This is a genomic window from Psychromonas sp. B3M02 (assembly GCF_003318165.1).
Classification (GTDB): Bacteria; Pseudomonadota; Gammaproteobacteria; order Enterobacterales; family Psychromonadaceae; genus Psychromonas.
Genome location: NZ_QOCB01000146.1, coordinates 1 through 4,670 on the forward strand (window position 1 = coordinate 1; position 4,670 = coordinate 4,670).

At 50.2% G+C, this 4,670-nt stretch carries 2 protein-coding genes and 1 pseudogene; 2 read left to right on the forward strand and 1 reads right to left on the reverse strand.

Annotated elements, in window-relative coordinates; genetic code table 11:
* Positions 1-64 precede the first annotated feature (64 nt).
* Positions 65-184 (forward strand): annotated as a pseudogene (locus tag DS885_RS16260) (IS1 family transposase); the annotation flags it as partial.
* A gap of 2,254 nt (positions 185-2,438) precedes the next feature.
* Here the strand turns inward: DS885_RS16260 and DS885_RS16295 are convergent.
* Positions 2,439-3,098 (reverse strand): type A-1 chloramphenicol O-acetyltransferase, encoded by a 660-nt coding sequence (locus DS885_RS16295; RefSeq protein ID WP_000412211.1) that lies wholly within the window; start codon positions 3,096-3,098, stop codon positions 2,439-2,441.
* Positions 3,099-3,258: 160 nt separating this feature from the next.
* Here DS885_RS16295 and DS885_RS16300 point away from each other — a divergent pair, with 160 nt between their 5' ends.
* On the forward strand, positions 3,259-4,467 hold the full coding sequence (locus tag DS885_RS16300) for an IS4-like element ISVsa5 family transposase (protein ID WP_001339197.1): 1,209 nt from the start codon (positions 3,259-3,261) through the stop codon (positions 4,465-4,467).
* Positions 4,468-4,670 lie beyond the last annotated feature (203 nt).

Consider the following 4,670-nt stretch of genomic DNA (forward strand, 5'->3'; position numbering starts at 1 on the left):
AGTGCGTCGGGTGATGCTGCCAACTTACTGATTTAGTGTATGATGGTGTTTTTGAGGTGCTCCAGTGGCTTCTGTTTCTATCAGCTGTCCCTCCTGTTCAGCTACTGACGGGGTGGTGCGTAACGGCAAAAGCACCGCCGGACATCAGCGCCATTCGCCATTCAGGCTGCGCAACTGTTGGGAAGGGCGATCGGTGCGGGCCTCTTCGCTATTACGCCAGCTGGCGAAAGGGGGATGTGCTGCAAGGCGATTAAGTTGGGTAACGCCAGGGTTTTCCCAGTCACGACGTTGTAAAACGACGGCCAGTGCCAAGCTTGCATGCCTGCAGCCGGCCAGCCTCGCAGAGCAGGATTCCCGTTGAGCACCGCCAGGTGCGAATAAGGGACAGTGAAGAAGGAACACCCGCTCGCGGGTGGGCCTACTTCACCTATCCTGCCCGGCTGACGCCGTTGGATACACCAAGGAAAGTCTACACGAACCCTTTGGCAAAATCCTGTATATCGTGCGAAAAAGGATGGATATACCGAAAAAATCGCTATAATGACCCCGAAGCAGGGTTATGCAGCGGAAAAGCGCTGTCTAGATTACTTGTACAGCTCGTCCATGCCGCCGGTGGAGTGGCGGCCCTCGGCGCGTTCGTACTGTTCCACGATGGTGTAGTCCTCGTTGTGGGAGGTGATGTCCAACTTGATGTTGACGTTGTAGGCGCCGGGCAGCTGCACGGGCTTCTTGGCCTTGTAGGTGGTCTTGACCTCAGCGTCGTAGTGGCCGCCGTCCTTCAGCTTCAGCCTCTGCTTGATCTCGCCCTTCAGGGCGCCGTCCTCGGGGTACATCCGCTCGGAGGAGGCCTCCCAGCCCATGGTCTTCTTCTGCATTACGGGGCCGTCGGAGGGGAAGTTGGTGCCGCGCAGCTTCACCTTGTAGATGAACTCGCCGTCCTGCAGGGAGGAGTCCTGGGTCACGGTCACCACGCCGCCGTCCTCGAAGTTCATCACGCGCTCCCACTTGAAGCCCTCGGGGAAGGACAGCTTCAAGTAGTCGGGGATGTCGGCGGGGTGCTTCACGTAGGCCTTGGAGCCGTACATGAACTGAGGGGACAGGATGTCCCAGGCGAAGGGCAGGGGGCCACCCTTGGTCACCTTCAGCTTGGCGGTCTGGGTGCCCTCGTAGGGGCGGCCCTCGCCCTCGCCCTCGATCTCGAACTCGTGGCCGTTCACGGAGCCCTCCATGTGCACCTTGAAGCGCATGAACTCCTTGATGATGGCCATGTTATCCTCCTCGCCCTTGCTCACCATGCTTAATTTCTCCTCTTTAATTCCCGGGTACCGAGCTCGAATTCGTAATCATGTCATAGCTGTTTCCTGTGTGAAATTGTTATCCGCTCACAATTCCACACAACATACGAGCCGGAAGCATAAAGTGTAAAGCCTGGGGTGCCTAATGAGTGAGCTAACTCACATTAATTGCGTTGCGCTCACTGCCCGCTTTCCAGTCGGGAAACCTGTCGTGCCAGCTGCATTAATGAATCGGCCAACGCGCGGGGAGAGGCGGTTTGCGTATTGGGCGCTAGCGGAGTGTATATACTGGCTTACTATGTTGGCACTGATGAGGGTGTCAGTGAAGTGCTTCATGTGGCAGGAGAAAAAAGGCTGCACCGGTGCGTCAGCAGAATATGTGATACAGGATATATTCCGCTTCCTCGCTCACTGACTCGCTACGCTCGGTCGTTCGACTGCGGCGAGCGGAAATGGCTTACGAACGGGGCGGAGATTTCCTGGAAGATGCCAGGAAGATACTTAACAGGGAAGTGAGAGGGCCGCGGCAAAGCCGTTTTTCCATAGGCTCCGCCCCCCTGACAAGCATCACGAAATCTGACGCTCAAATCAGTGGTGGCGAAACCCGACAGGACTATAAAGATACCAGGCGTTTCCCCCTGGCGGCTCCCTCGTGCGCTCTCCTGTTCCTGCCTTTCGGTTTACCGGTGTCATTCCGCTGTTATGGCCGCGTTTGTCTCATTCCACGCCTGACACTCAGTTCCGGGTAGGCAGTTCGCTCCAAGCTGGACTGTATGCACGAACCCCCCGTTCAGTCCGACCGCTGCGCCTTATCCGGTAACTATCGTCTTGAGTCCAACCCGGAAAGACATGCAAAAGCACCACTGGCAGCAGCCACTGGTAATTGATTTAGAGGAGTTAGTCTTGAAGTCATGCGCCGGTTAAGGCTAAACTGAAAGGACAAGTTTTGGTGACTGCGCTCCTCCAAGCCAGTTACCTCGGTTCAAAGAGTTGGTAGCTCAGAGAACCTTCGAAAAACCGCCCTGCAAGGCGGTTTTTTCGTTTTCAGAGCAAGAGATTACGCGCAGACCAAAACGATCTCAAGAAGATCATCTTATTAATCAGATAAAATATTTCTAGGCACCAATAACTGCCTTAAAAAAATTACGCCCCGCCCTGCCACTCATCGCAGTACTGTTGTAATTCATTAAGCATTCTGCCGACATGGAAGCCATCACAAACGGCATGATGAACCTGAATCGCCAGCGGCATCAGCACCTTGTCGCCTTGCGTATAATATTTGCCCATGGTGAAAACGGGGGCGAAGAAGTTGTCCATATTGGCCACGTTTAAATCAAAACTGGTGAAACTCACCCAGGGATTGGCTGAGACGAAAAACATATTCTCAATAAACCCTTTAGGGAAATAGGCCAGGTTTTCACCGTAACACGCCACATCTTGCGAATATATGTGTAGAAACTGCCGGAAATCGTCGTGGTATTCACTCCAGAGCGATGAAAACGTTTCAGTTTGCTCATGGAAAACGGTGTAACAAGGGTGAACACTATCCCATATCACCAGCTCACCGTCTTTCATTGCCATACGAAATTCCGGATGAGCATTCATCAGGCGGGCAAGAATGTGAATAAAGGCCGGATAAAACTTGTGCTTATTTTTCTTTACGGTCTTTAAAAAGGCCGTAATATCCAGCTGAACGGTCTGGTTATAGGTACATTGAGCAACTGACTGAAATGCCTCAAAATGTTCTTTACGATGCCATTGGGATATATCAACGGTGGTATATCCAGTGATTTTTTTCTCCATTTTAGCTTCCTTAGCTCCTGAAAATCTCGATAACTCAAAAAATACGCCCGGTACTGATGAATCCCCTAATGATTTTGGTAAAAATCATTAAGTTAAGGTGGATACACATCTTGTCATATGATCAAATGGTTTCGCGAAAAATCAATAATCAGACAACAAGATGTGCGAACTCGATATTTTACACGACTCTCTTTACCAATTCTGCCCCGAATTACACTTAAAACGACTCAACAGCTTAACGTTGGCTTGCCACGCATTACTTGACTGTAAAACTCTCACTCTTACCGAACTTGGCCGTAACCTGCCAACCAAAGCGAGAACAAAACATAACATCAAACGAATCGACCGATTGTTAGGTAATCGTCACCTCCACAAAGAGCGACTCGCTGTATACCGTTGGCATGCTAGCTTTATCTGTTCGGGCAATACGATGCCCATTGTACTTGTTGACTGGTCTGATATTCGTGAGCAAAAACGACTTATGGTATTGCGAGCTTCAGTCGCACTACACGGTCGTTCTGTTACTCTTTATGAGAAAGCGTTCCCGCTTTCAGAGCAATGTTCAAAGAAAGCTCATGACCAATTTCTAGCCGACCTTGCGAGCATTCTACCGAGTAACACCACACCGCTCATTGTCAGTGATGCTGGCTTTAAAGTGCCATGGTATAAATCCGTTGAGAAGCTGGGTTGGTACTGGTTAAGTCGAGTAAGAGGAAAAGTACAATATGCAGACCTAGGAGCGGAAAACTGGAAACCTATCAGCAACTTACATGATATGTCATCTAGTCACTCAAAGACTTTAGGCTATAAGAGGCTGACTAAAAGCAATCCAATCTCATGCCAAATTCTATTGTATAAATCTCGCTCTAAAGGCCGAAAAAATCAGCGCTCGACACGGACTCATTGTCACCACCCGTCACCTAAAATCTACTCAGCGTCGGCAAAGGAGCCATGGGTTCTAGCAACTAACTTACCTGTTGAAATTCGAACACCCAAACAACTTGTTAATATCTATTCGAAGCGAATGCAGATTGAAGAAACCTTCCGAGACTTGAAAAGTCCTGCCTACGGACTAGGCCTACGCCATAGCCGAACGAGCAGCTCAGAGCGTTTTGATATCATGCTGCTAATCGCCCTGATGCTTCAACTAACATGTTGGCTTGCGGGCGTTCATGCTCAGAAACAAGGTTGGGACAAGCACTTCCAGGCTAACACAGTCAGAAATCGAAACGTACTCTCAACAGTTCGCTTAGGCATGGAAGTTTTGCGGCATTCTGGCTACACAATAACAAGGGAAGACTTACTCGTGGCTGCAACCCTACTAGCTCAAAATTTATTCACACATGGTTACGCTTTGGGGAAATTATGAGGGGATCTCTCAGCGCCCGGTAGTGATCTTATTTCATTATGGTGAAAGTTGGAACCTCTTACGTGCCGATCAACGTCTCATTTTCGCCAAAAGTTGGCCCAGGGCTTCCCGGTATCAACAGGGACACCAGGATTTATTTATTCTGCGAAGTGATCTTCCGTCACAGGTATTTATTCGGCGCAAAGTGCGTCGGGTGATGCTGC

Bases quoted from the DNA above. Each gene is read 5' to 3' on its own strand.
- DS885_RS16295 (WP_000412211.1), bottom strand. From the start codon at position 3,098: ATGGAGAAAAAAATCACTGGATATACCACCGTTGATATATCCCAATGG.
- DS885_RS16300 (WP_001339197.1), top strand. From the start codon at position 3,259: ATGTGCGAACTCGATATTTTACACGACTCTCTTTACCAATTCTGCCCC.